At 50.3% G+C, this 21,480-nt stretch carries 16 protein-coding genes, 1 tRNA gene and 1 pseudogene; 1 reads left to right on the top strand and 17 read right to left on the bottom strand.

Going from position 1 to position 21,480, the window contains the following annotated elements:
* Positions 1–24 precede the first annotated feature (24 nt).
* Together E4T81_RS13790 and E4T81_RS13785 are read right to left on the bottom strand one after the other, a co-directional pair.
* Positions 25–1,296: a glycoside hydrolase family 28 protein gene (locus tag E4T81_RS13790; protein WP_135045588.1), complete on the bottom strand. Its 1,272-nt coding sequence runs from the start codon at positions 1,294–1,296 to the stop codon at positions 25–27.
* A gap of 32 nt (positions 1,297–1,328) precedes the next feature.
* Positions 1,329–2,180, bottom strand: coding sequence for a rhamnogalacturonan acetylesterase (locus E4T81_RS13785; protein WP_135045586.1), 852 nt, complete (start codon positions 2,178–2,180; stop codon positions 1,329–1,331).
* A gap of 256 nt (positions 2,181–2,436) precedes the next feature.
* On the opposite strand from E4T81_RS13785, the gene E4T81_RS13780 reads away from it, so the two are divergent.
* On the top strand, positions 2,437–5,463 hold the full coding sequence (locus E4T81_RS13780; RefSeq protein ID WP_135045584.1) for a LamG-like jellyroll fold domain-containing protein: 3,027 nt from the start codon (positions 2,437–2,439) through the stop codon (positions 5,461–5,463).
* Positions 5,464–5,718: 255 nt separating this feature from the next.
* Here the strand turns inward: E4T81_RS13780 and E4T81_RS13775 are convergent, their stop codons facing one another.
* From E4T81_RS13775 to gldL, 15 genes and pseudogenes are all read right to left on the bottom strand, one after another.
* Positions 5,719–6,390, bottom strand: coding sequence for a bifunctional 4-hydroxy-2-oxoglutarate aldolase/2-dehydro-3-deoxy-phosphogluconate aldolase (locus E4T81_RS13775; RefSeq protein WP_135045582.1), 672 nt, complete (start codon positions 6,388–6,390; stop codon positions 5,719–5,721).
* Between the two features lie 40 nt (positions 6,391–6,430).
* On the bottom strand, positions 6,431–7,450 hold the full coding sequence (locus E4T81_RS13770; RefSeq protein WP_135045580.1) for a sugar kinase: 1,020 nt from the start codon (positions 7,448–7,450) through the stop codon (positions 6,431–6,433).
* A 39-nt stretch (positions 7,451–7,489) separates the two neighbouring features.
* Positions 7,490–8,995 carry an NADPH-dependent glutamate synthase gene (gene gltA / locus E4T81_RS13765; RefSeq protein WP_135045578.1) on the bottom strand — a complete coding sequence of 502 codons (1,506 nt, stop codon included), beginning with the start codon at positions 8,993–8,995 and terminating at the stop codon, positions 7,490–7,492.
* A 5-nt stretch (positions 8,996–9,000) separates the two neighbouring features.
* Positions 9,001–9,759 (bottom strand): sulfide/dihydroorotate dehydrogenase-like FAD/NAD-binding protein, encoded by a 759-nt coding sequence (locus E4T81_RS13760; RefSeq protein ID WP_135045576.1) that lies wholly within the window; start codon positions 9,757–9,759, stop codon positions 9,001–9,003.
* 3 nt (positions 9,760–9,762) lie between these two features.
* A complete protein-coding gene (gene kduI, locus E4T81_RS13755) occupies positions 9,763–10,686 on the bottom strand; it encodes a 5-dehydro-4-deoxy-D-glucuronate isomerase (RefSeq protein ID WP_135045574.1) in 924 nt (307 codons plus the stop codon).
* A gap of 76 nt (positions 10,687–10,762) precedes the next feature.
* Entirely contained in the window at positions 10,763–12,166 is a 1,404-nt protein-coding gene (locus E4T81_RS13750; protein ID WP_135045571.1) for a PTS galactitol transporter subunit IIC, read from the bottom strand.
* On the bottom strand, positions 12,166–12,960 hold the full coding sequence (locus E4T81_RS13745) for a gluconate 5-dehydrogenase (protein WP_135045569.1): 795 nt from the start codon (positions 12,958–12,960) through the stop codon (positions 12,166–12,168). The genes E4T81_RS13750 and E4T81_RS13745 overlap by 1 nt, the downstream gene beginning before the upstream one ends.
* 36 nt (positions 12,961–12,996) lie before the next feature.
* The gene (locus tag E4T81_RS13740; RefSeq protein ID WP_135045567.1) at positions 12,997–14,214 is read right to left on the bottom strand and encodes a DUF4861 domain-containing protein; all 1,218 of its coding nucleotides are present in this window, start codon (positions 14,212–14,214) and stop codon (positions 12,997–12,999) included.
* A 28-nt stretch (positions 14,215–14,242) separates the two neighbouring features.
* Positions 14,243–15,016: pseudogene (locus E4T81_RS13735) on the bottom strand (alpha/beta hydrolase); the annotation flags it as partial.
* A 99-nt stretch (positions 15,017–15,115) separates the two neighbouring features.
* Positions 15,116–16,330, bottom strand: a complete 1,215-nt coding sequence (locus E4T81_RS13730; protein WP_245207084.1) for an MFS transporter — start codon at positions 16,328–16,330, stop codon at positions 15,116–15,118.
* Positions 16,331–16,385: 55 nt separating this feature from the next.
* A tRNA-Asp gene (locus tag E4T81_RS13725) sits at positions 16,386–16,462 on the bottom strand.
* 315 nt (positions 16,463–16,777) lie between these two features.
* The gene (locus tag E4T81_RS13720) at positions 16,778–17,521 is read right to left on the bottom strand and encodes a hypothetical protein (protein WP_135045563.1); all 744 of its coding nucleotides are present in this window, start codon (positions 17,519–17,521) and stop codon (positions 16,778–16,780) included.
* Between the two features lie 379 nt (positions 17,522–17,900).
* Positions 17,901–19,022: a gliding motility protein GldN gene (gene gldN, locus E4T81_RS13715; RefSeq protein WP_135045561.1), complete on the bottom strand. Its 1,122-nt coding sequence runs from the start codon at positions 19,020–19,022 to the stop codon at positions 17,901–17,903.
* Between the two features lie 18 nt (positions 19,023–19,040).
* Positions 19,041–20,609: a gliding motility protein GldM gene (gldM, locus tag E4T81_RS13710; protein ID WP_135045559.1), complete on the bottom strand. Its 1,569-nt coding sequence runs from the start codon at positions 20,607–20,609 to the stop codon at positions 19,041–19,043.
* A complete protein-coding gene (gldL, locus tag E4T81_RS13705) occupies positions 20,599–21,480 on the bottom strand; it encodes a gliding motility protein GldL (RefSeq protein WP_135045557.1) in 882 nt (293 codons plus the stop codon). The genes gldM and gldL overlap by 11 nt, the downstream gene beginning before the upstream one ends.

Genomic DNA, 21,480 nt, shown 5'->3' with positions numbered 1-21,480 from the left:
TGTATAATATTAATGCAATGAAATTCACTGATTGCTTTTTGCCGGATTGCTGACTTTTTTGCCGTTGATTGTCACATTGTCAAATACAATCTGCGGATAGGCGCATACAAATTCCGGGTCGGTGGCACGGATATTTACGTTGCGGATGACAAAGTCGCTTACGGTGTCATCGGGGTTTCCTGCTATGTGGCCGAAGCTCTTGCAGTCGACGTCAATATTCTCGACAAGGATATTACGGACTGTGCCGACCGGTTTTTCGTCGGTGCCTTCAAGGTCAAAAAACTGCTTCCATGGACGCATTTCAATCACTGTGGAGCATGTGCCGGTTATATCCTTTACCGTGATGTTCTCGTAGGTCTGATATGTGTCGGGGCGCATCTTCAGACGTAGTATCGAGCAGCGGGTCTGCAAGGTGCAGTTGCGCACAGTCACGTTTTTGGCGTGTATACACTCGCTTCCGAGTGTCAGCACTCCGTGGAGATTTGGACCGAATGTGCAGTTTTCGACAAGGATATTTTCCACGATACCGTTTTCAGGCGAGATGTGGGCAAACACTCCTTTGCCGCCTTTAAGGCAGGCACCGTCGTCATCACAGTTAAGATAGCAGTTACGCACGGTCACGTTGCGGCAGGCGTCAAGGTCGAGGGCGTCGCTGCTCGGGGCGCGTACGGGTTCTCGCGGAGCCTCCATGCGGGTGTTCTCGATAAGCACATTGTTGCACTGGTAGAGATGGGTTGTCCAGAACGCCGAGTTGCAGAGGGTGGGTCCGTCGATGTGCAGGTTGTCGCAACCCCACAAAAAGACAAGACGCGGACGGTGTACTTCGAGGTTGGTGCATTTGGGCTTCACCTTACGGAGTGCCCAGAATTCTTCCCAGAATTTCAGCGCATTGCCATTGACGGTTCCCGGTCCCGTTATCTCGAAATTATCGACATAATATGCGTTTATAAGCGCGGCGTAATAATATATGCTTCTTCCTTCCATGCGTGAAGGCAGGAGGGGGTAGTCGTTGATGTCGTCGCTTCCTTTTATCACAGCGCCTTTTTCAAGATGGAGCTTTGTGCCCGGTTTGAAAAACAGTCCTCCCGACAGGAATGTGCCTTCGGGAATCACAATTCTGCCGCCGCCCGAGGCTTCTGCCGAGTCTATCACCGCCTGGATGGCTGCTGTCTGCACTATGGTGCTGTCGGTCACTACTCCGAAATCCGTGATTTTAAAGTCGGTAGCCGATGCGGAAGCGGCTGTTATTATACACGATGCTGCAATTGCTCTCAGCTTGCTGAATCTATGAATCATGATTGGTCAATTAATTTATTATAAGGTATAGATTATTTAATATCGGGGAGTGAGAGTATTCCGGGCTTAATATATGGCTTTAATCCGGGCACCGCCTCTGCGATTGCTTTGGCTGCGATGGCGGCTACCACTTTTCCACCGTAAATGTTAAGATGGGTATTGTCGATTTTTCCGTCAGGGCAGAATTTATATGTATTTGCCGGAATCCACATGAAAAGTTCCTTTGATTTTTCCCTGCCGAGGCTCTGTACGAGACAATGGGTGAGGGCGTTAAGGTCGACAAACGGAGTGCCGAGCTCCTCGGCTACCGTGCGGGGTGAAATGAGGTAGGCACCGTGGGTGTCGACAAGAATGTCACCCTCGACAGCGTTTTTGGTGGGACCTGTGGCGCTCGGCGGGTTATCATCGCGGTCTTCAGCTTTTTCTGCGATATTAGCGGGGAAATTGCGTCTGACGATTGAATTCATCAATATGGGGGTCGCGCCTTTTTCAAGCGCTTTCTGCGCAAACATCCTCAGGTTGTCGTCAAAGGTGCTTCCGGGGTCGGTGTGACGTTTCTCGCCCGGTTTCTCGTCGTTATGTCCAAATTCGATTACCAGATAATCGCCGGGACGTATAAGTTCAATCACTTTATCCCATCGTCCTTCATTTATAAAGGAGCGTGAGCTTCTTCCGTTTACGGCGTGATTGTCGACGCGTATTTTGCCCTGGAGCATCATAGGTAACATCTGTCCCCATCCACGTTCCTGATTTTCGTCTTTAAGAGGCTTGTTTGCCATTGTGGAGTCACCGATCATGAACACAGTGATTGAGTCGGTCGGTTCCTGTGCCATTATCAAAACAGGCAACATGACAAGGAGCATCAGTGATGAAATGATTTTCATGAAAAGTATTGTTTAAAGTTAAATTTAGGCATTAGCAAAACAAAGTTACTAAATACATATTAAAATAGAGGTGCAATAATCGGTTTTCATGTTGAAAATTTTGATTTTGAACGGTTTTCTTTGGCATTTTGCTTGTCTAAAATCGAAAATATGACTGAATTTTGATGAAAAATCCATCTTGAATGGATTAATCATCATTATCTTTGTAGACGTGTAATTTTGCATATTTTTAACTGTAATCTATACCTAAAACTCAATGTTGAAAAAATCGATTTTAGTAATGGCGCTTCTCGGTGCATCAATTGGTGCCGGGGCGCAGCAAGCTGAGTTTCTCGATCGTGGAGTGGTGGCTGTAAATACCGAAAACGGTGTTTTTGTTTCTTGGCGAAGTCTTGCCGACGACAGCAAGTCGACCACATTTGATGTGTATCGTGACGGGGTGAAAGTGAATGTCGAGCCGATTAAGGGCGGCACTAACCTGCTTGATGCCGAAGGCACGGTTTCATCCAAGTATGTTGTAAAGCGTAATGACACTGATGAGTCAAGCAAGGAGGCGTCAGTGTGGGGTGACCCGTATCTGCGAATAAAGCTTGACCGTCCAGCTTCAGGCGTGTCGGCTAAGGGAGGTAAAAACTCGATGAGCAAGACCGAGGACTACACCTATACCTACACTCCTAACGACTGTAGCGTAGGCGATGTCGACGGTGACGGCGAGTATGAGATTTTTGTAAAGTGGGATCCGAGCGATGCCGCCGACAACTCTCACCGTCGCAACACCGGAAATGTCATAATCGACTGCTATAAACTTGACGGAACCAAACTGTGGCGTGTCGATCTCGGGCGGAATATCCGTGCAGGAGCCCATTATACGCAGTTTATGGTATATGACTTTGACGGCGACGGAAAGGCTGAGATGATATGTAAGACAGCACCCGGAACAATCGACGGCAAGGGAAATCCCGTGCTTATGGGCGATGACAAGGTGACTGATGACTACCGCACCAAGTCGGGTGACAATACCGGTATTGTCGTGAGCGGTCCGGAATACCTTACGGTGTTTGACGGTCTGACAGGCGCCGAGATTACTACTACAAGCTATGTGCCGTTACGCTCAGTTCAGAGCAACAGCAGTTGGGGCGACTCTTATGGAAACCGCTGCGAGCGTTATCTTGCCTGCGTGGCTTATCTTGACGGCAAGAAGCCGAGCGCGGTGTTCTGTCGCGGATATTATACCCACAGCTATCTGTGTGCGTGGGACTTCGACGGCAAGGAACTGAAGCAGCGCTGGCTTCACGAGTCGACCACAAAGGGGCAGGGCGCTTATGGAGAAGGTGCCCACTCGCTTACCGTGGGTGATGTCGACGGCGACGGCTGCGATGAGATCGTATATGGCGCTGCATGTATTGACCATGACGGCAAGCTCCTTTACCGCACAGGCGCCGGTCACGGCGATGCGCTCCACCTCGGAGATTTCGACCCTGACCGCGACGGACTTGAAGTGTTTATGGTACACGAAGAGAAGTCATCGGCCTATAAATGGGACTGCGAGTTCCGCGATGCAGCTACCGGAAAGATTCTTTGGGGAGAGGCACAGTCGGGCAACGACATAGGCCGCGGTCTTGTCGGTGACCTTAGCGAGAACTGGCGCGGCTATGAGGTGTGGCCCGGTTCGCGTTTTGTCAATGGCACAAGGGTAAATGCGACATTTGACTGTCAGGGAAATGTCGCTGCCGACGGCAAGGTGCCGTCAAGCTGTTTCCGCATATACTGGGACGGTGACCTGCTTGACGAATTGTTTGACGGTAAATACAACAAGGATAACGAAAAGTCTTATCCTATTATAGAAAAGCGCAATTCTACGCTTACAAGCAGCACTACGCTCATGTCGTTCAGCAAGTGGAACGCTCAGTCATGCAACACCACCAAGGCTACTCCGTGTCTTTCTGCCGACATTCTTGGCGACTGGCGCGAGGAGATAATCCTTTGGGATGGAGAAAACAGCACTGACCTGCTGGTGTTCACAACCACAATCCCCTCTGAATACAGGGTTCCGTGTCTCATGCAGGACCATAATTACCGCATGGCTATTGCTTGGCAGAATGTGGCTTACAACCAGCCTCCCCATCTCGGATATTATCTTGCCGACCGTTTTTCCAACGCGCCGCGTATCTCGGTAAAGTCAGGCAGCATGAAGCAGTTGATTGAAGTAGGTGACGCCATTCAGGAAATCACCGGTCAGGCGATTGCTGCAAACACTCTTGTTGCCGAAGGCCTTCCCGAGGGTGTAACACTTGATTTTAATGACAATACAGGCATATTCACTATCACCGGTGTCCCCGCTGAAATAGGCTCTTATGAGCTGACTCTTGTCGCAACAGGCGAGGAAGGCGCGGAAGCAAAACTTACCGGAACGATAGATGTTGTCGCAAAGGTGGTGCTTACACCGATTGCAAAATATTCGTTTGAGACGCTTGGAGAGACCACTCCCAATGAAGTTGAAGGAGAGGCTGCCGTAGTCGGCAACTCTGCATCACTTGTAAAGGGCGTGAGCGGTAATGCCGTGGCTCTTGCCGGAGGCTCTTATCTGAAGCAGGGCGCTTACGATAAGATTCAGTTTGGCGACCGTGATTTCACAATAGAGTTCTGGTTCAAGTCAAAGTCGTCGGGTGCATATATTTTCCATAAAGGAAGTATAGCAGCCAACTCTTCCACCGGCGATAGCGGCAATTGGGTAGGTATCGAATATAAGAACGGTAATCTGCGTTTTGCGGTTGACGACGACAAGCAGAAGAGCGAGGCGTCGGCTGCGGCTTCAGAATGTTTTGACGGCAAATGGCACCATCTCGTGTGTGTGCGTGAAGGCAAGACAAAGCAGTTGAAACTCTTTATCGACGGAGAGCTTGCCGCTGACGCTGCTGATAACACATCGGCTGTCAACGACAATAAAGAGGCTCTTGTAATCGGCAACGTGAATGTCAATTACGACAATCCTTTCGCCGGTGAAGTCGATGAGCTGATTATATATGAGGGAGCGATGAGTGCAGCAAAAGTGGCTAAGCGCTATGAAGAGACCAAGCCCGATCCTGCCGGAATCGACGATGTATTGGTAAATGCCAATATCACAGAGGGCAATCTTACGCTGATTGACGCTGTTACCGGTATAGTGGTTGCCAAGGGTTACGGCACGCCTTCTGTAGTTACAGAGAATGCTGCCCCGGGCGTTTATGTGCTTGTGATTGAAAATGATTCTCAGAGCCAGTCTATCAAGTTCTTCAAGAACTAAGGAATAATTTTCTAACTTACCTTCAATAATAATGTTGGAGGGTGTGCCAAAAATGACTTTTAACGTTTTGGCATACCCTCTTTTTTATGCGGCGACTCCGGGTGATTATGTAACGACAATACCCGCGTCATCAGCAGCTATCTCCTTTGTTATATCACCTCATTAATAATCGCCGCTATAGCAGATTGGAAGCTAATAAAAAGGGGAGCTGCGGATGACTCCACAACTCCCTTTCTGTTATCGGGATGTCGACGATTACTGCTCGCGGGCTGCTTTTACATAGCCGAGAGCCTCGCGGCACTTGTCGGTTACATACTGCCAGTCCTGAGCTTTCACGCGGTCGCCGGGGAAAAGCTTTGAACCCATGCCGACGCAATATACGCCTGCCTTGATCCATGAAGTGATGTTTTCCTGTGTAGGTTCAACACCGCCGGTCACCATAAGCTTTGACCAGGGCATCGGAGCCTTCAGACCTTTGACAAATTTCGGTCCGAGAACATCGCCGGGGAATACCTTGCAGAGGTCACAGCCTACTTCCTGAGCGGCGCCTACCTCAGAGATAGTGCCACAGCCCGGAGTGTAGGGCACGAGACGACGGTTGCACACCTTTGCAATCTCAGGATTGAAAAGCGGTCCTACAACGAAGCATGCGCCAAGCTGAAGATAGAGGGCAGCGGTCGCGGGATCCACGATTGAGCCTACACCCATTGCCATCTCAGGACATTCCTTTGCTGCATATTTAACTACTTCAGCAAACACTTCGTGAGCGAAGTCACCGCGGTTGGTAAATTCAAACGCGCGTACACCGCCGTCGTAGCATGCTTTTACTACCTGCTTTGCCACTTCTGCATCGGAGTGGTAAAATACGGGAACCATACCGGTTTCACCGATTTTGGCAAGCACTGCCTGTTTATCAAATTTTGCCATCTTTATTTTCTTGTAAAAAGTCGGTTATTCAATCTTGTCATTAACGCTGAACACGACCATTGGCGTTACCGCCTGCGAGTGATTCTACCTCTTCTACCGAAACAAGGTTGTAGTCACCGTTGATAGTGTGTTTAAGAGCTGATGCCGCAACTGCAAACTCAAGAGCCTCTCCCTGGTTGGGCTTGGTGAGAAGACCGTGGATAAGACCGCCTGAGAAAGAGTCGCCACCGCCTACGCGGTCGATAATCGGGTTGATGTCGTAACGCTTGCTCTGATAGAACTCTTCACCATTGTAAATCATAGCCTTCCATCCGTTGTGGGTTGCAGAGAATGATTCGCGCAGGGTAGAAACGACATACTTGAAGCCAAATTCCTTCATCATGGCAGCAAAGATGCCCTTGTAGCCTTCAGCATCGGTGTTACCGCCTTCTACGTCAGCGTCGGGCTTGAAGCCGAGGCAAAGCTCTGCGTCTTCTTCGTTACCGATACATACATCTACATATTTCATCAGGGGACGCATGATTGACTGAGCCTTTTCCTTTGTCCAGAGCTTCTTGCGGAAGTTCAGGTCAACCGATACAGTCACGCCGTGACGCTTTGCAGCTTCACATGCAAGGCGGGTAAGCTCGGCTGCCTTGTCGCTGATAGCGGGAGTGATACCGCTCCAGTGGAACCAATCGGCGCCTTCCATTATAGCGTCAAAGTCAAAGTCGCTCGGGTCGGCCTCTGCTATCGCTGAGTTGGCACGGTCATATATTACCTTTGAGGGACGCATTGACGCTCCGGTCTCGCAGTAATAGATGCCGACGCGGTCACCGCCGCGTGCGATATATTCTGTGTTCACGCCGTAACGACGGAGTGAGTTAAGAGCTGCCTGTCCTATTTCATGTTTCGGCAACTTGGTTACGAAGCAAGCCTCGTGACCGTAGTTGGCACAGCTTACTGCTACATTAGCTTCACCGCCACCCCAGATTACGTTGAAGTTGTCAACCTGTACGAAGCGGTTGTTACCTGCCGGTGAAAGGCGGAGCATAATCTCGCCTAAAGTGATGATTTTCATGTGATAAAATGATTTATAAGTGTAACAATATGGATTAATTTATAATTCAAGTGACTGTAGTCTGCGTTCAAACGCCTCTGCCATAGCGTTGGCTGCGCGTCGACCGTCGCCCATGGCGAGGATTACCGTGGCGGGACCTCTTACGATGTCGCCGCCGGCATATATCGCCGGTGACGATGACTTCATTGAAGAGTTGTCGACTACTATTTCGCCCTGGCGTGTCATTTCCAGGTCGGGGAGAGAAGTCGGGGGGTTAGGAAGGGAGCCTACACTTACCACTACGAGGTCGACAGGAATCTCTTCCACGGCGCCGGGGATAGCCACCGGCGAGCGTCGGCCTGAAGCGTCGGGCTCGCCAAGCTCCATTTTTTGCAGGCGCATGGCTTTCAGGAATCCGCTGTCATCGCTGATGTATTCCACCGGATTGCTGAGAGTCATAAACTCCACTCCCTCTTCACGGGCGTGGCGTATCTCCTCGGAGCGTGCCGGCATTTCCGCCTCGCTGCGCCTGTAGACAATCATCGCTTTTTCAGCGCCCATGCGCAGGGCAAATCTTACAGCGTCAATCGCTGTGTTGCCACCGCCTATTACCGCGACGCGTTTTCCTGCAAGCGAAGTTGAGTTTTTGCCGTAGGCCTGTGAGTCAAGCAGATTCAGGCGTATGAGATATTCATTTGCGGTCATTACTCCCGGCAGGTTTTCTCCCGGCACACACATGAAGCGTGGTTTTCCTGCGCCGGTAGCTATGTATATGCCTTTGAATCCGAGAGCCTGTAGTTCCTGATAGGAAATTGTCTTGCCGACAAAGCTGTCTTTCACAAATTCGATGCCGAGTTTTTTCAGCCTCTCTATTTCATAATCGACTATCTCGTTGGGCAGGCAGAATTCGGGTATTCCGTATTTCAGCACTCCGCCAAAGGTGTGCAGCGCTTCAAATACCGTTACCTTGTATCCGCGCTTCGCCATGTCACCTGCGAAAGCAAGCCCTGAGGGACCGGAGCCTATCACTGCTATCTTTATGGAGAGCGGGAGAGCCGACTGTGATGCAGCATCGTCTCTGACTGTCTTGTCGTCATTCTGCTGCTGACGCTCGCTTTCACGGATGAAGTCAGCCACAAAGCGTTCAAGATGTCCGATTGCCACAGGCTGTTTCTTCATCTTGTTATATATACATGAAGCCTCACACTGCTTTTCCTGAGGACATACTCTTCCACACACGGCAGGCAGGACGCTTGTCTCGTTTATGACTTTCAGCGCTTCTGAAAAGTTGCGGCGCTCGATATTTTTTATGAACCCGGGGATATTATTGGCTACAGGACACCCTTTCACACATCCAGGGTCGGGACAGTCAAGGCAACGGCGCGATTCAAGCACAGCCTGCTCTACACTTAGCCCCTGGTTGACCTCATCGACACATGTCACGCGATACCCGGGGTCGACCTCAGGCATTTTCACACGTGGAAGTGATGTGCGTTGTTTGGTGGAATGAAGCTGTCGTAGCTCTTCCCGCCATTTTTCGTTACGGTTGGTGATGCTTTCTGCCATGTCGTTTATACATAGAGGCGCTGACGGTTCAGCAGCTGGTCAAAGTCAACTTTATGCGCGTCAAATGACGGTCCGTCGATACAAGTGAGTTTGCGCTCGCCGTCAACCATGACGCGGCAAATACCACACAGACCCACTCCGTCGACCATTATCATGTTAAGTATGCATACGGTGGGAACTCCCGTCGTACGTGTCAATCCGGAAATCTCTTTCATCATTAATGTAGGACCCGAAATAAACATCTTGTCGATTTTGCGACGCTGCATAATCTCATCGACCACTTCAACGGCTTTTCTGTCACGGACATCGATTACTTCGCTGTATTCGCTTACCTTGCCTTGAAGACATGCCGTCTGTGATGATTGTTCGGAAAACACGGAGATTACGTGATTGCCTGCTTTTTTCAAAGCCCTTACGTTAGGGAGCAGCGGAACAAAGCCCGCGCCGTCGCCACAGCACACGACTGTGCCGTAGTTTTTAATCTCTATGGCTTGACCAAGAGGACCGAGCAGGTTAGGCAGGCAGTCGCCGGGCTGAAGCGAGGCAAGAGCCTCGCTCAATCCGGCAGCCTTATGGATTAAGATGTTTATAGTCCCTGCTTTTTCATCGGAATCCACGATTGTGAACGGAATGCGCGCCCCGTCCTCGCTGAATCTTACAATCACGAAATGTCCCGGACGGCATGATTTTGCAACGGAGGGAGCATATACACGCAATTCAGCCGTGTATTCCGAATAGTGAACTATTTCACGGATTTCATTCATCGCTTATTTCATTTCAAGATAGGAAATCTTGTCCATGTCGCTATAGTCAAGATTTTCACCGCCCATGCCCCAGATAAACATGTAGTTGGAGGTTCCGGCGGCAGCGTGTACCGACCATTCGGGCGACATTATCGCCTGCTCGTTGTGAAGCCATACCATGCGGTTTTCCTGCGGCTCGCCCATAATGTGGCATATGGCGTTGCCCTCGGGCACATTGAAGTAGAAATATGCCTCTACGCGGCGGTCGTGAGTGTGGGCGGGCATTGTATTCCACACACTACCCGGTTTAAGTTCTGTCAGACCCATCTGGAGCTGGCAGGGACCCTCTTCAAGCACATTGTTTACGATAAGCTGGTTGATTACGCGGTCATTGCTCTCTTCCATCTTGCCTGCGGCAAATGAATTGGCTTTGAGAGAGCCTTTGCGTCCGTCAATTGTAATCAGCTGGGTCTTGTAAGCTTTGTGGGCTGTGGTTGAGTTGATATAGAACTTCGCGGGATTGGAAGCGTCCTTGCTGCGGAAGGTCACGTTTTTATTGCCACGTCCTACGTAAAGGGCATCCTTGAAGTGGAGCTCATACTCTTTTCCGTCGACAGTCACTATGCCGTCGCCGCCTATGTTGATTACACCAAGCTCGCGACGCTCAAGGAAATACTCTGATTTCAGCGGGTCGATGGTCTCAAGGGTGATTTCTTTTGTTACGGGCATTGCTCCGCCGAATACAAGGCGGTCATACATCGAGTAGGTGAGAAGCACCTTGTCGGCTTCCATGACTTTCGGCATGGCGAAACGCGAACGGAGCTGTTCGGTGTCATAATGCTTCACGTCTTCGGGATGACATGCGCGTTGTACTGTATATTCAGGCTTTTGTGCCGACATTGCAAGTGTTGCCATTGCGATTGAGAGTGATAATATTATTTTCTTCATTGCTAATTTTTTTCGTTAAGGCAAAGTTAGGATGTTTATCCTGTATTAGAGTGCCATTTTATTCAAATCAGGGTGATTATTTATCATTATGTTTTATTGCGACATTCTGGTCTTTGATAATTTTGATGCGGTTCCATATTACAAGACCGAGGGTGGCTGCCGTAAGGAGTCCGGCGCCTATCCACTTCAGATTGTAGCTGCACTGGAATATGAGCCATGCGAGCGGGGAGCCTGCAAAGTCGAGGCTGCCGCCTTCAAATCCCTGCGGAATGGCAACCGCGCCGTCGCCCGTGTTGGCATATACATCATGAGCGGCTTTGGTAAATTCAGGAGCAAGATTGGTGACCATGAACAAAGCGAGCACGATTACAACGAGTCCTACGATAAATGTCTTCACCACATTTCCCTTGGTATAGGGGAGTACAAGCGGGAATACATAGAACATGCCTGCAAGCGATGCAAGCGGAAGAAACTCGTTGCCGGGCAGGATTACTGCGAGGAAGAGAGTGACGGGAATCAGCAGCAGCGATACGACAAGAGTGGTGGGATGTCCGATTACAAGCGCCGGGCTCATACCGATTGAGAGTCCCTCGGCACCCTTGAATTTGCGGGCTATCAGCTCGCGGGTTGCATCGGAGATGGGTTTCAGACCTTCAATGAAAAGGACTGTGACACGTGGAATAAGTTCCATTACAGCTCCCATCTTGATACCGAGTCCGAGTATGTAGGGGATTTTGTCGACAATCTCTTCCGCTGAGGTGCAGGTGAGGCAGCCTATCGCCACGCCTACCACGACGCCAAGGAACAGGGGTTCGCCAAGAAGTCCGAACTTCTTTTTAAGGCCTTCGGCATCAATCTCCAGCTTGTCCATTCCGGGTATCTTGTCAAGCACTTTGTTGATACCCCATGCAAAGGGTGCGAAACCGGCACAGAATGGCTGTGGTATAGAGATGCCTTCCATGTCCTTATAATATGATTGGAACCTGGCTGCTGTAATGTCGGCAATCACGAGGGTTATTATGTAGCAGATGATTGCTGCGAAAAATCCCCATAATATCGAGCCGCTCGCGAAGTACACGACAGCTCCGATAAACGCGAAGTGCCAGTAATTCCACAGGTCGATGTTGACTGTGCGTGTGCCTTTAAGAAGAAGCAACACGATATTGACTCCGAGACACACCGGGATTATGAACGCTCCGACTGCGGTGTTGTAGGCAACGGCGGCTGCGGCAGGCCATCCCATGTCAAACACTTTAAGCTGGAGATTGTAAATGTCTACCACGCTGTTGAGTGCCGGACCGAGTGACGAGGTGAGCAGTGCGGTGATTACCGAGAGTCCCACGAATCCGACACCGACTTTAAGTCCGCAGTTAAGGGCTTTGCCAAACTTGATGCCGATACAAAGTCCGAGCACGGTAAAGATGATAGGCATCATCACTGCCGCGCCCAGACCTATGATATAGGAAAATACCTGTTCCATTATTTAGGCTGTTTTCCGATGTAAGCGAGAATACCTCCGTCGACATAAAGCACGTGTCCGTTGACAAAGTCAGAGGCGTCGGAAGCGAGGAATACTGCGGGACCCATAAGGTCTTCCGGTGTGCCCCAGCGGGCTGCGGGAGTCTTGGAGATGATGAACTGGTCAAACGGATGGCGGCTGCCGTCGGGTTGCAGCTCGCGCAGGGGTGCGGTCTGTTCGGTGGCGATGTAGCCCGGTCCTATGCCGTTGCACTGGATGTTGTGTTCGCCATATTCAGAGCAGATATTGCGGGTAAGCATTTTTAGACCGCCCTTTGCCGCAGCATAAGCCGACACTGTCTCGCGTCCGAGCTCGCTCATCATGGAGCAGATGTTGATAATCTTGCCGTGACCTTTCTTGATCATTCCGGGGATTACCGCCTTGGCACAGATGTAGGGAGCTACAAGGTCGACGTCAATTACGCGGCGGAAGTCTTCGACAGCCATCTCTTCCATAGGGATGCGCTTGATGATTCCGGCGTTGTTGACAAGGATGTCGATGGTGCCCACTGTCTTTTCAATATCGGCGACCATAGCTTTTACTGCCTCTTCGTCAGTGACATCGCAGAGATAGCCCTTGGCGTCGATGCCAAGCTCTTTGTAGGCCTGCATGCCGCGGTCAACAGTCTCCTGGCGTGAGCAGTTGAATACTATTTTTGCTCCTGCCTCGGCATAAGCCCTGGCGATAGCGAGTCCTATTCCATAGGCGGCTCCTGTAACGAGCGCCACTTTTCCTTCTAATGAAAAATTTACCATTGCGATTTATATTTAGATGATTTTTAGGTTAATCGGTCACTTTATTTCAATGATGCAGGGAGTCGACAGCTCTTTGTGCCACTTCCTGAGATTGTCAAACCAGCTTTCGGCGCTCTTGAAGCCGTCGGCTTCTCTTTCAGCCCCGATGTTGACGGTATAGTGGATTTTACCGTTGCTGTCGGGGGTGAGCATTGCAAGATAGTTGTATTCATCTTCGCTCATGCCGCCATTGTTGACCGGGGAGACGTGCAATCCGAGTCCGAGTGTCTCCGGCAGCTCGGGATGCTTCTTGTCGGGCACATTGCTGCCCCGGCTTCCTGCGAGCCCGTCGGCTTCGATGAATCCTTCGTTGTCAGTCTCCAGTTTCTGGATTCCGGTGCAGAACAGGTCGTCGGCGGTGATTCCGGTTATTGTCACGTCGACATCAAAGTCATGACGGCGGGCGTAGATGGTGTAGCGCTGTTTCATCTGATGGCGCTTGCCGTTATATATCCAGTCTTTGTCGGTCACTTCCACGATTGAGCGAAGCGGACCGGTGACGATTACCGACTGTCCGCGCGATGCCACGGTGTCGATGGTGCAGGGTGCCCCGTTACGGTAGCCGCGAAATGAGCCTGCCGCCACTGATTTGCCCGCCCACAGGATGTCTCGTCCATATCCTTCGGCGAGCTGTTCGGGAGTCGTGTAAAAGCCTGTCACGTCAAGCTCGAGGCGAGGTGTGGATTTTCCGTAGAGGTCGATGCTCTGTCGGTTGTCCATATATATGCGTAGGGCGTTGTGGAGCCCCTCCATTACCGCTCCGTGACCGTAAATGGAGTTGTAGGTGGTCTTTACATCGATGTCGCCAGGGAAAGATATGGCGTCGACTTTCACGTGGGTCTTCTTTTCGTCACGCAGTTTTATATAGGCGTAGGTAGCCGGCTCATATTGTGACTGAGTCCCTTCGGTGTCAAGCGTTACGTTTATCGTGGCAGCGTCGTTTGCCGGGATGTCGATGACCATTACAAGCTCGTCGGCTATGCCGTCGTTGTCGAGGTCGTCAAGCTGGGTGGCTATTTCCCTGCCGCCGATTGTCGCAGTCGCTTTGGTTATGTCCAGGCCGGCGGCGTGCTTGTCAAGGTCGACTATCACGGGATGACCCTGACGGTCAGTGTCGAGAGTGTTGGTTACGGTCACGTCGAGTGAGCGTGATTCAGCCACGGCAATGAGCGACGTGGCGGCAAGAAGTGATGATGATATAGCTCTTAGGTTCATGGTCGATGGATTATTAACTGCTTTGTCAGAAGCTTTCAAGCCACGCTTTAAGGTCAGCTTGCATTTCGGCTTTATACTTGAATCCTTCACGTATGCCCCATCCGTGACCGCCGGAAGGATAGATGTGGATAACGGCGGGTACTCCGTTGTTGTGAAGTGCAGCGTAATAATTGATGCCGTTCATAGGGGGCACTACCGTGTCGTCGTCGCTGAATGCGATGAACGCACGCGGGGTTTTGTCGGTCACCTGCTTTTCGTTGGAATACAGTAATTCCTGTTCCGGGGTGGCGTCTTTGCCTATGAGGTTGTCATGAGAGCCGAGATGGGTATAGCTTTTGTCCATCGTGATTACCGGATAGAAAAGTATCTGGAAGTCGGGACGCGACTCAGAATCGGCGTGAGTGGCCACGGTCGAGGCAAGATGTCCTCCCGCCGATGAGCCCATTATGCCGATGTCAAAGGGGTTGATGCCCCACACCTCGGCACTGTCGCGCATGATTTTTACAGCATTGGCGGCGTCGGTGACAGGAAGGTCGGGGTTGCCTTTGGGGAAACGATAGCACACAACTGCATAGGCAATGCCGAGCTTGTTGTAAAACGGCGCCCAGTCATATCCTTCGTGGTCTTTTGCGAGATGGGTGTAGCCTCCTCCGGGACAAGCCACTACGGCGCGTCCCGTGGCTATTGCCGGGTCGGGAAGATATACGCGCATTGACGGGCTGTCAAGCTCTATGGTGCGTGACTGACAGCAGACTGATATTGTCGCGGTTATTGCTATTAGTGTGAAGAATATTCGTTTCATGATAAATCCGGATTTAGGTGTTCACTAACAATCAATGCGTAAAGTTACGAAAAAAAATTCACGTAGCGCAATTACTTCGCTTAAAATGGATTTTGCGGTTCAATCGTCGTGTAGCTTTCTGCTGATAAAGAACCGGCGTGTCGCCAGAAGAAAGAGCATAGCTCCTGCCGCCTGCATCACGGCGGTTACACGGAAAGCCGCGCCATAGCTGATATATTCGGCGAGAAAGCCTCCGACAAGGATGCCGATGCCCATACCGAGGTCCCATGATATGAGTATCGATGAATTTGCCGTGCCTCGCTGGTCGTGGCGCGCCACTTTTATAAACATATTCAGGAATGCGGGATACATCTGTCCGTTGCCGAGACCGACAAACAGGGCGGAGAGATAAAATGTCCACTGGTTGATAGAGAGGGCGAAGAGGGTGTAGCCGACAAGTGACAGCAACACTCCTCCGGCACAGCTTTGGGTGAGACGCCCGGCGCGCAGTGCGCGTGACCCGTAAAGGCGGGAGGAAAACAGACCTAACGACAGGATGGCAAAGAAGACGCCTGTGCCGTCGGTAATGCCGAGCTCTTCCTGACCGTAGATTGCGACATAATTGCTCATTATGCCCCAGCAGAGTCCGAACAGGCAGATGTTTATTGCCATTAACCATGCCCTGCCGAGGAAAAAATGGTCGAGGCTCAGCTTAGGCTTGTTTTTTATAATTTCGCGTTGCGGAATCTTTACGGAAGAAGCGGTGCAGAATCCTGCAAGGGCGAGCATGAGTGCAATCCAGAAAATCGCCTGGAAGCTTCCTGTTGCCGAGTGTATGTATATGCCGGCTGACGGGGCTATCGCCATGGCAAGGTTGTTGCTCAGTCCGTAGAAGCCTATGCCTTCATTGCGACGTGACGAGGGTAGCACATCTATCGCCACGGTGCTGTTGGCTACTGTCGCCGCCCCAAACGGTATGCCGTGCATGGTTCTTACGATGGCAAACATCAACAGGGTGCCTGCTCCGATATATCCGGCAAACAGGATGAAAAACGCAAAGAAACATATCATCAGCACTTTCTTGCGGTTGAAGCTGTCGACAAAGAAGCCGCTGAACGGTCGGATAAGCAGTGTTGCCACCACATATCCCGACAAGACGATGCCAATCATGTCTTTGTCGGCGCTGAACTGCTCGTTGAGATATAGCGGAAGGAGCGGTGTCAGGATGTAAAATGCAAAGAATAGAAGAAAGTTGCTGCACATCACCTTGATGTAATTCCTGTTCCAAAGCCGCTCGCTTTTCGCAGGATTTATCGCCGATTGCATATTATCCATAATTCAGACAGATGAAATCCCATATAAAAGTAAAGCAGCTCCGTGAGGAGCTGCTTGGCGGTGCGTACGGGACTCGAACCCGTGACCCCGTGCGTGACAGGCACGTATTCTAACCAACTGAACTAACGCACCTCAGTTTGGTGTCGCAAAGTTACGACATTTGCCGGTAATATGCAAGCAGATTGCGCGAAAAAGTTTAAACCCGTCTTAATTAAAGTAATTAAAATTCTTGCACACCAGGAATCCAGGATTCACCGCGTAGCTGTAGGGGCGACTGGAAGGTCGCCCGCGGATCTGCTATTGCACTCGATGTGATGCTGTCCCCGGTTGACCTACTTGTCCCCCATTCAGCAGCGCGATAGTGATAAGACTTATTTTGATATACGTTAACCAGTAACCTAAAAGACTGATTGCGGTATTGTTATGTTAGATTAAAACGATATTGAATTATTTTAATACGCTTTCAAGTGATTCAAAAGCTTTGTGAAAATCTATAGCTTCTTCTGCATCCATTGATTTTGACCCATTGACGCCTGTATATGCAACAAGGATTCCTCCTATAGATGAGTTATATTGCATTGCTACACCATAGTCAACTTGAGGGTCGCTAATTTTGCCATAGCAATGAAGAAGTGTTGCAGAGTAATTGTCAGTATCAACTTTTACCGGTATATATCTTTCAACGAGAAAATCTCCAAGTTGAGATGCAGCAGAAACTTTACATACAACTCCGCAAGTGGACATTTTTCCGTTTTCAAATATAAATAGCATAATCGGGGCATTATAGTCAGAGGTTTGATATATTAGACTGTTTGTGTCCTCTGATTGTGGAGTTCCGTATTTTGCTTTTATTGTTGCTTTTGAAGCTCCCCATTCTAAAAGCGGTTCTTCATAAGTGTTGTATTTTGGCTTAACTTCAACTGTAAATGATAGATTGTTTGTCGCAGATTTTACTGTGGTTTTACCAACATACTGCCCTGTAATTACATTGTTCTTAATCGTAGCAACAAATTCATTGTCTGATTGCCATGATATATCTGACAGATTGTTCCCTTCGATGACTTGAGTGCCCTCATGATACATTGTGTAGGATGTCTGTGATAAATTGGTGTTGTCAGGCTCATCATCGCCACAAGCGGTGAACGTGACCATAGTTGCGAGTAGCAACATTAGCGAAAATACTTTTTTCATGTTGTCTTGTTGGTTTATTATTGGTTTTGTGCATTATTGCCATCATGTCGTTTGACTTGGTATGCACACTTGCCAATAAAACAAAAGCGCAGACTTTCGTCATACGCCTCTTGGCTCACCACAAGCCTAAATACACTATGAGAAAGTCCGCACCGTAAGGCACGTTCTCAATGTGTATTGTTTTAGCTCGTTACATTCCGAGGTGGTGATTCAGAGGCGCTTGAGCTTATATGTAAAAGTGCAATATCTTCAAAAAAAGATATTGCACCCCAAATTTATATATATTTCAACGATAAACAAAGAATTATGCGCATTTTGTTTTGTCGTTTGCCATAATTTGTTGTTTAATGGGTATTTAATTGTTTGTTCAGATTTATGGTTACTTGCGGCGGCGCACTGATCTTGTCGCTGAGCTTGATGACGACGTTTTCGGCTTTGCCTCCTTTACTTTTTTTGCTTTCGGGGCTTTTGTCTTTGTGGCTTTTCTTGCCCTTGACGACCTGGCGGGGCTCTTCTTGGCGGTAGCGTTGTCCTCGCGTGTCGCGATTGTGTCGCCGGCAGCTATGCGCTCGCGCTCTTCACGCTGTGCGATTATCTCTTCGCGAGTAGGCACCCACATCTTTTTCTCATAGTTGACGAGATAATTCTGGATGCTGTCCTGGGCGTGTTTCAAAGAGTCGGGATCAGGATAAAGCTGCATCATCGACTTGTTGCGAAGGTTGCGGGTCTTGTATATGTCGCCTTCATAGAGCGACAGCTGGAAGAAATCGTCGTAGTTGTATTTGGCAAGGTTATTGTCGTCATCGACAAATATGGACTGCTGGGTAAGATAGGGGCGGAGCGCATCCATCTTTATCCAGAACATCGGATACTTGACAGCTTCGCCGCCGAAATCGCCCGAACGGTGCAACACAGGGCATATCGCCTCGACGGTGGTGCGCATGCGGTTGGAGCGCTTGTCTACTTCCCAGCGCTCAAGGAGGTAATAGGTGAGCACTTCATTGGCGGGCACGTCGCTCTCCTCGATGTTAAACTTGGGATTTTTCTCTGTCGAGCCTTTCGCGTCGGTATAGAGGATGTGGAAGCGGTCAAGCATGTCGCGCACATTGACTTTGTACTGGTCGGTGAACACCTCTCTTCCGTCAAGATACTCGTAGGCGTTTACCTCTCCGTCGGCAAGGAGCCGGAGAATTATGCGAAACAGGTTTTCCTGACCGTCGATTACCTCTTCGGGGTAGTAGAGCGGTGCATTTTTCACCTTGTCAAGGTCAATCTGCCTGTAGACGATTTTCATCCACTGCGCGTCAGCATCGCTGCGCTCAGGCTCGTTGAAAAACTGTTGCATTCGGTCAGTGACGCGTGCCGATTTTTCGGTAGTCTCTTTCTTGGCGTCTCTGCCGCCTTTGCGCACTACCGAAGAGCTTGACGACTGCTGTGCCAAGGCTGATGCAGTCACTGAGATTGCAGCTATCGTGAAAATGATATGTCGTAAAAGTCTCATGACAATTTGTTTTGATGCTTAGTTAACAATTACCTCCATAGGGGCGAGGTCGCGCTCTATGCCGTCGGGACCCACAGCCCTGACGCGTGAGATGTAAAAGCGTTTTCCTCGTGACAGCCTGCGGAAAGAGTCTTTCTGGCGCTGTGAGAACTGGGAGCCTGCCGATACCTCGGGGATGGCATTGCCCATTGAGTCGAAAAACACGGTTTCAAAACTGAGTACCTTATAGCTCACGTTGAGCAGGTCGTCGTCGATTGCCGCCTCGATGCCGGGAGCTGCGAGGAGAAGTGTCTTGGCAAACGGTTTTGAGCCTTTGTAGCGCTCCTGATGACCGTTCTGGTCGGTAAACGCGATGTAGGGAGTGGGGTCGGGCAGCTTTCTTACACGGAATGTGGTTGATGCCACAGTCTGCTGGCGTCCGTCGATATTTGCCGATACGGTCACCACTGCTTCAGCGCCTACTTTTGCAGGACGCGCCACCCATGAGTCGCCGTGACGGGTAAGGCTTCCGTTGGTCATGGTTGCGGAGATAGCTCCGGGCGCCACTCCCGGTACAGAGATGCTCATCGGATTGTCGATGCCGGCATATAGCACATTCATCATTGTCGCTGAGATGGTGGCGGTAGGCTCAATCACCGTGTAGCTTGACGAGAAATCATGGCGAGTGACAGATCCGTCGCCATGAGGCACTTCGAGGTAGCCTTTGTAGTCAAATGTGCCTGTTGCCCCGGCAATCGTTTCAAATAGCCCATGGTCGTTTTCGAGCTGCTTGCCGTTGATGTATATCGCCGGGCGCTGTGTAGTGTCGACGGCGGCAAGCACGATATTGGCGGAGTATTTGCTGCCTCTCATCACATTGCGCGATTGCGGGATTACAAATGCGTTAAGCTCGTTGACTCTCACGTCGCCGGCGTCGACATTGGACAGGAGCGTGGCGAGAGCCTCACCTTCGGCATAGCGGATGTCGCTTTGCAGCTTGGTAAGAAGCGTGATTGCGGCGACTACCGGCTTGTTGTCAAACATAGCCTCTTCCCATGACACAGGTATCACCGTGCCCTTTCTCGTGATGTCGGCGGTAGAAAGCGCTTTGCGTATATTGTCGCTTTTAACCGAGTCGGTCATGAATGATGCGATATACTCCGTGTAGCCCTGAACCTCTTTTTTCAGATGCTTCCCTTTGGGAGAAACTGCTCCGAGCATTACTACCGATGCGGCTTCAAGATCGTCTTGATTGAGGATGTTTTTAACATCGGCCTTTTTGCCGTCGGCACGCACTGCTATCGCAAGTTTCAGAGAGTCAATCAGCTGGTAGAGGCGTCCGGTTGTATTGCGCACATCGGTAGCCTTGTCATACCATATGCCTCCCTTGCCCGGATTCTGCTCGTTGAAAGCTTCCAGGCGCCGGTAGAGCGCCTCGTTGCGCTCCGAAATATTTTTGTTGGATCGCGAAAGACCGTCTTCCACCTGACTGAAACCTTCCAGCACATCGCTTGACACATTAAGTGCAAGCATCGCCGTCAAGACGATGTACATGAGGTTAATCATCTTTTGGCGTGGTGATAGTCCGCGTGTATTGTTACTTCCCATTTACCTCGTTTGAAACAGTGGTTCCCTCGGGCATTCCTCCCATCGGGCGATACATGTTGATTGTCATTGCATGGAGCATCTTCTCATATACCTGGTTGAGCTGCTGCATGTAGCGAGCCATCTTCTCGGTCTCTTCACAGTAGCGCTCGCTCATAGCCGACGACTTCTCATACATGTCGCGGATGTCTTTGATGCCCTTGTTTACGCGGTCGATCGAGTCGAGCTGGGAGCTTACGCTCTTCAGCTGGATTTCATATATTGTGTTGAGTCCCGCTATATTGCGGTTGAGCGACTGCATTTCTTCAACATATCCGCTTGAACTGCGTGTGATGTTTTCGGAGTTTTCAGTGATAGCGCGGTAAGACTCAAGAAGCACCTCCGAGACGTGGTTGAGTGATTCGGTGGTCTTGCGGAGCTGATCCATCTGTTCTGACAGTGCCGACATCTGAGCCACGTAGCGTTCCGAGGGAGTCGCATCGTCAGGAATCAGTAGCTCTGCCGCCGACCGTGGAGGCAGTTGCGCTCCGCTCTGCTGCACTGCGGGAGTGCCCGTAGTCATGCCGGGGAATACGCCGCCGCCGTTAAATTCGGGACGGTCTTCAGGATTTTTGGAAGAAAGCACCGGAAACACCTCTTCCCAATGATACTCGCGCGGAGGACGGTCAAAGGCTGTAAGGATAAACATAAGCACCTCTGTACCCATACCGATTGACAGCAGCATGTTGCCGCCGGGCAGGTGGAGTATCTTGAAAAGGGCACCCCATATCACGATTGCGGCACCGATTGAATAGGCGAAGTTGAAGAAGCGCTGTCCCTTCTCTCCCGAGAGGAAGCGTTCGACACTGTTCTTATATCTTTTGATTTTTCCCAT

The sequence above is a fragment of the Barnesiella sp. WM24 genome (assembly GCF_004570975.1).
Lineage (GTDB): Bacteria > Bacteroidota > Bacteroidia > Bacteroidales > Muribaculaceae > Muribaculum.
Note: the sequence above shows the minus strand (reverse complement) of the source record. Positions and strands in the feature narration are given on the sequence as shown.

Excerpts from the sequence above, each read along its gene's own strand:
- E4T81_RS13785 (WP_135045586.1), bottom strand. The coding sequence starts at position 2,180 with ATGAAAATCATTTCATCACTGATGCTCCTTGTCATGTTGCCTGTTTTG.
- E4T81_RS13730 (WP_245207084.1), bottom strand. The coding sequence starts at position 16,330 with ATGGATAATATGCAATCGGCGATAAATCCTGCGAAAAGCGAGCGGCTT.
- gldM (WP_135045559.1), bottom strand. The coding sequence starts at position 20,609 with ATGGGAAGTAACAATACACGCGGACTATCACCACGCCAAAAGATGATT.
- gldL (WP_135045557.1), bottom strand. The coding sequence starts at position 21,480 with ATGGGAAAAATCAAAAGATATAAGAACAGTGTCGAACGCTTCCTCTCG.
- E4T81_RS13775 (WP_135045582.1), bottom strand. The coding sequence starts at position 6,390 with ATGGCAAAATTTGATAAACAGGCAGTGCTTGCCAAAATCGGTGAAACC.
- E4T81_RS13760 (WP_135045576.1), bottom strand. The coding sequence starts at position 9,759 with ATGAATGAAATCCGTGAAATAGTTCACTATTCGGAATACACGGCTGAA.
- E4T81_RS13740 (WP_135045567.1), bottom strand. The coding sequence starts at position 14,214 with ATGAACCTAAGAGCTATATCATCATCACTTCTTGCCGCCACGTCGCTC.
- E4T81_RS13745 (WP_135045569.1), bottom strand. The coding sequence starts at position 12,960 with ATGGTAAATTTTTCATTAGAAGGAAAAGTGGCGCTCGTTACAGGAGCC.
- E4T81_RS13790 (WP_135045588.1), bottom strand. The coding sequence starts at position 1,296 with ATGATTCATAGATTCAGCAAGCTGAGAGCAATTGCAGCATCGTGTATA.
- E4T81_RS13780 (WP_135045584.1), top strand. The coding sequence starts at position 2,437 with ATGTTGAAAAAATCGATTTTAGTAATGGCGCTTCTCGGTGCATCAATT.
- E4T81_RS13750 (WP_135045571.1), bottom strand. The coding sequence starts at position 12,166 with ATGGAACAGGTATTTTCCTATATCATAGGTCTGGGCGCGGCAGTGATG.
- E4T81_RS13720 (WP_135045563.1), bottom strand. The coding sequence starts at position 17,521 with ATGAAAAAAGTATTTTCGCTAATGTTGCTACTCGCAACTATGGTCACG.
- gldN (WP_135045561.1), bottom strand. The coding sequence starts at position 19,022 with ATGAGACTTTTACGACATATCATTTTCACGATAGCTGCAATCTCAGTG.
- E4T81_RS13770 (WP_135045580.1), bottom strand. The coding sequence starts at position 7,450 with ATGAAAATCATCACTTTAGGCGAGATTATGCTCCGCCTTTCACCGGCA.
- gltA (WP_135045578.1), bottom strand. The coding sequence starts at position 8,995 with ATGGCAGAAAGCATCACCAACCGTAACGAAAAATGGCGGGAAGAGCTA.
- kduI (WP_135045574.1), bottom strand. The coding sequence starts at position 10,686 with ATGAAGAAAATAATATTATCACTCTCAATCGCAATGGCAACACTTGCA.